3 protein-coding genes are annotated in these 4,899 nt (G+C 65.1%); all 3 read left to right on the top strand.

All coding sequences use genetic code 11. The features are described from left to right. The coding region (gene mnmC1, locus BLX41_RS36185; protein WP_259745149.1) for an FAD-dependent 5-carboxymethylaminomethyl-2-thiouridine(34) oxidoreductase MnmC1 at window positions 1-1,196 on the top strand (1,196 nt) is incomplete at its 5' end. Between the two features lie 202 nt (window positions 1,197-1,398). Then, a complete protein-coding gene (locus BLX41_RS24775; protein WP_123727004.1) occupies window positions 1,399-3,171 on the top strand; it encodes an N-acetylglutaminylglutamine amidotransferase in 1,773 nt (590 codons plus the stop codon). 3 nt (window positions 3,172-3,174) lie between these two features. Further along, window positions 3,175-4,899: N-acetylglutaminylglutamine synthetase (ngg, locus tag BLX41_RS33850; RefSeq protein WP_185073763.1), on the top strand; the 1,725-nt coding region annotated here is incomplete at its 3' end.

Raw genomic sequence — 4,899 nt, 5'->3', positions numbered from 1 at the left:
CCGCCCTGGTGATCGGCGGCGGACTGGCGGGTTGCGCCAGCGCCACCAGCCTCGCCGCCCGTGGCTGGCAGGTGCAACTACTGGAGCGCCACGACCAACTGGCCCAGGAAGCCTCGGGCAATCCGCAAGGGGTGCTCTATCTCAAGCTCTCCGCCCACGGCACCGCGCTGTCGCAAATGATCCTCAGCGGTTTCGGCTACACCCGGCGCCAGCTGGAACACCTGCAACGCGGCCTGGACTGGGATGGCTGCGGAGTCTTGCAACTGGCGTTCAACACCAAGGAAGCCGAGCGCCAGGCGCAATTGGCCGCGGCCTTCCCCGCCGACCTGTTGCATGTGCTGGATCAGCCCCACGCCCAGGCCCTGGCCGGCATCGGTCTGGAACACGGGGGCCTGTTCTATCCCGAAGGTGGCTGGGTGCATCCGCCCGCCCTGTGCCAGTGGCAGGCCAAGCATTCGCAGATCCAGGTCATGACTCACCAGGAAGTGCTGGAGTTGCGGCGGGTCGACCAGCAATGGCAAGCCTGGGACGGCGAACGGATGCTGGCCAGTGCAGCGGTGGTGATCCTCGCCGGTGCTGCCGAAATCAAACGCTTCCCGGCCAGCGCCGAATTGCCCCTCAAGCGCATCCGCGGGCAGATCACCCGCCTGCCACAGACCGCGCACAGTCAGAGCCTGGCCACGGTGGTCTGCGCTGAAGGCTATGTGGCCCCACCGCGACAAGGGGAACATACCCTGGGGGCCAGCTTCGACTTCAAGAGCCAGGACCTGACGCCAACCACTGCCGAACATGCCGGTAACCTTGCGATGCTGCGGGAAATTTCCAGCGACCTGCTGCAACGCCTGAACGCCGAACAGTTGCCCCTGGACAGCCTGCAAGGCCGCGCGGCCTTCCGCTGTACCAGCCCGGACTACCTGCCCATCGTCGGTCCTCTGGCGGACCCGGAAGCGTTCGCCGAAACCTACGCCGCCCTGGGCAAGGACGCACGTCAGGTGCCGGACCTGCCCTGCCCCTGGCTCGACGGCCTGTACATCAACAGTGGCCATGGTTCTCGCGGCTTGATTACCGCGCCGTTGTCCGGCGAACTGCTGGCCGCCTGGCTGGAAAACGAACCGCTGCCGTTGCCCAGGAGCGTGGCCGAAGCCTGTCATCCAAACCGCTTCGCCCTGCGCCGCCTGATTCGCGGCAAGGCCTGACCCAGCGCGGCGGTCTTCATTGTTGAAGGCCGCCGATGGCCAATGGACAGCGATCAGAATCAACTCCCGCCCCCAGCACCACTCCTCTGCTTATAACCGATCGGTCTAAAACTCCCGAGTTATGCACAGGTCAGTTTCCAGGTAGCCGCCCTTTTGGCGACTGCGGATTGACTCTCCCCAACGGAAAAACCGGTAAGGACTTATGTGCGGATTAGCTGGCGAACTACGCTTTGATCATCAACCTGCCGACCTGGCAGCGGTTGAACGAATCACTCACCACCTGGCCCCCCGTGGCCCCGACGCCTGGGGCTTTCACAGCCAGGGCCCGATCGCCCTCGGCCATCGACGCTTGAAAATCATGGACCTGTCGGATGGCTCGGCGCAGCCCATGATCGACAACCAGCTGGGGCTGTCCCTGGCCTTCAACGGCGCCATCTACAACTTCCCCGAATTGCGCGCCGAACTGGAAGCCCAGGGCTATGCCTTCCATTCCGGCGGCGACACCGAAGTGCTGCTCAAGGGCTATCACGCCTGGGGCGCCGACCTGCTGCCCAAGCTCAACGGCATGTTCGCCTTCGCTATCTGGGAGCGTGATGCCCAGCGCCTGTTCATCGCCCGCGACCGCCTCGGGGTCAAGCCGCTGTACCTGTCGCGCACCGGCCAACGGCTGCGCTTCGCCTCGGCCCTGCCGGCATTGCTCAAGGGCGGCGATATCAAGCCGATCCTCGACCCGGTGGCGCTCAACCACTACCTGAACTTCCACGCCGTGGTCCCGGCACCGCGCACCTTGCTGGCGGGCATTGAAAAACTGCCGCCGGCCACCTGGATGCGTATCGAGGCAGACGGTCGCAGCGAACAACAGACCTGGTGGACCCTGCCTTACGGCCCCCACACCGACGAACTCAACCTGACCCTGGAGGACTGGCGCGACCGGGTGCTGGACAGTACCCGTGAAGCCGTGGCCATTCGGCAAAGGGCGGCGGTGGACGTCGGTGTACTGCTCTCTGGCGGTGTCGATTCCAGCCTGCTGGTAGGCCTGCTGCGGGAGGTGGGGGTAGACGATCTCTCGACCTTCTCCATCGGTTTCCAGGATGCCGGCGGCGAACGGGGCGACGAGTTCCAGTACTCGGACCTGATCGCCAAACACTACGGGACCCGACATCACCAACTGCGCATCGACGAGCACGAAATCATCGAGCAACTGCCCGCGGCCTTCCGCGCCATGAGCGAGCCGATGGTCAGTCACGACTGCATCGCCTTCTATCTGCTGTCCCGGGAAGTGGCCAAACACTGCAAGGTGGTACAGAGCGGCCAGGGGGCCGACGAACTGTTCGCCGGCTATCACTGGTACCCGCAAGTGGACGGCGCCAGCGATCCCTATAGGGCGTATCGCGATGCTTTCTTCGACCGCAGCTACGACGACTATGCCGCCACCGTGCAACCCCAGTGGCTGACCGAGCATGACGCCGCCGGCGACTTCGTCCGCGAGCATTTCGCCCAGCCCGGCGCCGACGCTGCCGTGGATAAGGCCTTGCGCCTGGACAGTACGGTGATGCTGGTGGATGACCCGGTCAAGCGTGTGGATAACATGACCATGGCCTGGGGCCTGGAGGCGCGCACCCCCTTCCTCGACTACCGCCTGGTGGAGTTGTCGGCCCGGGTACCGGCACGCTTCAAGCTGCCGGACGGCGGCAAGCAGGTGCTCAAGGAGGCCGCCCGCCTGGTGATCCCCAGCGAAGTGATCGATCGCAAGAAAGGCTACTTCCCGGTGCCGGGTCTGAAACACCTGCAGGGCGACACCCTGAACTGGGTGCGTGAACTGCTGCTGGACCCAAGCCAGGATCGCGGCCTGTTCAACCCGGCCATGCTCGATCGCCTGCTGACCGATCCCCAGGGCCAGCTGACCCCCCTGCGCGGCTCCAAGCTGTGGCAGTTGGCAGCCTTGAACCTGTGGCTCAGCGAACAAGGAATCTGACCGATGAAAGCTCACGCCACGGCTTACAGCCAACGTCTGCTGCGCGGCCAGGCGCCGTCCTATGAACGGCTGCAGGCGCGCTTTGCCGAAGACGGCAGCGAACCCGGCAACCAACCCATCGCCGTGCATTGCGGTTGGGGTCGACTGCTGATCGGCCATACCTTTCCCAATCCCACCCGCCTCGCCGAGGAGTTGCTCAACGAGCGTCCCGGCGAGCGCGACATCGCTCTGTATGTAGCAGCGCCGCAACAGGTGCTCGGGCTGGAACCGGCGCAACTGTTCCTTGATCCTTCCGACACCCTGCGTCTTTGGTTCAGCGACTACCGCCAGGCCACTCGGGTGTTTCGCGGCTTCCGTATCCGTCGGGCCCAGAGCGACTCCGACTGGCAGGCCATCAATCAGCTGTACCAGGCACGCGCCATGTTGCCCATCGATCCGAACCTGCTGACTCCGCGCCATCTGGGCGGTCCGGTGTACTGGCTGGCCGAAGACGAAGACAGCGGCGCGGTGATCGGCAGCGTCATGGGCCTGAACCACCACAAGGCCTACCAGGACCCGGAACACGGCAGCAGCCTCTGGTGCCTGGCGGTGGACCCCGATTGCAGCCGCCCGGGTGTGGGCGAAGTGCTGGTGCGACACCTGATCGAACACTTCATGAGCCGCGGCCTGAGCTACCTCGACCTGTCGGTGCTGCACGACAATCGCCAGGCCAAGAACCTCTACGCCAAGCTCGGCTTTCGCACCCTGTCGACCTTCGCCATCAAGCGCAAGAACGGCATCAACCAGCCACTGTTTCTCGGCCCCGGGCCCCAGGCAGACTTCAACCCCTATGCACGGATCATCGTCGAGGAGGCCCATCGCCGCGGCATCGACGTGCAAGTGGACGACGCCGACGCCGGCCTGTTCACCCTCAGCCACGGCGGCCGCCGGGTGCGTTGCCGGGAATCCCTGAGCGACCTGACCAGTGCCATCAGCATGAGCCTGTGCCAGGACAAGAGCCTGACTCACAAGGTGCTCAAGGGTGCCGGTCTGAACCTGCCCGCCCAGCAATTGGCGGGCAACGCCGACGACAACCTGGAGTTTCTCGACGAGCACCAGCGGGTGGTGGTCAAACCGTTGGATGGCGAGCAGGGACAAGGCGTGGCCGTGGACTTGAGCACCATCGAAGAGGTGCAGCAAGCCATCGACCACGCCCGCCGCTTTGACAGCCGAGTGCTGCTGGAAAGCTTCCACGAGGGGCTGGATCTGCGCATCCTGGTGATCGGTTTTGAAGTGGCGGCCGCGGCCATCCGCCGTCCCGCCGAAATCATCGGCGACGGCCAGCATTCCATTGGCGCCTTGATCGAGGCCCGCAGCCGACGACGCCAGGCGGCCACCGGTGGAGAAAGCAAGATCCCTCTGGACAAGGAAACCCAGCGCACCTTGCATGCCGCCGGCTACGACTACAACAGCGTGCTGCCTGCCGGCGAACGGCTGTTCGTCCGGCGCACCGCCAACCTGCACACCGGCGGCACCCTGGAAGACGTCACTGGCATTCTCCATCCGACCCTGGCCGACGCGGCTGTCCGCGCCGCCCGGGCCCTGGACATTCCAGTGGTGGGTCTGGACCTGATGGTGCCGGCGGCGGATCAGCCCCAGTACGTGTTCATCGAAGCCAACGAGCGCGCCGGGCTGGCCAACCATGAACCGCAACCCACCGCCGAACGTTTCATCGACCTGCTGTTTCCC

The organism is Pseudomonas protegens (genome assembly GCF_003732485.1).
GTDB lineage: Bacteria > Pseudomonadota > Gammaproteobacteria > Pseudomonadales > Pseudomonadaceae > Aquipseudomonas > Aquipseudomonas protegens_B.
Note: the sequence above shows the minus strand (reverse complement) of the source record. Positions and strands in the feature narration are given on the sequence as shown.

Bases quoted from the DNA above. Each gene is read 5' to 3' on its own strand.
- BLX41_RS24775 (WP_123727004.1), top strand. From the start codon at position 1,399: ATGTGCGGATTAGCTGGCGAACTACGCTTTGATCATCAACCTGCCGAC.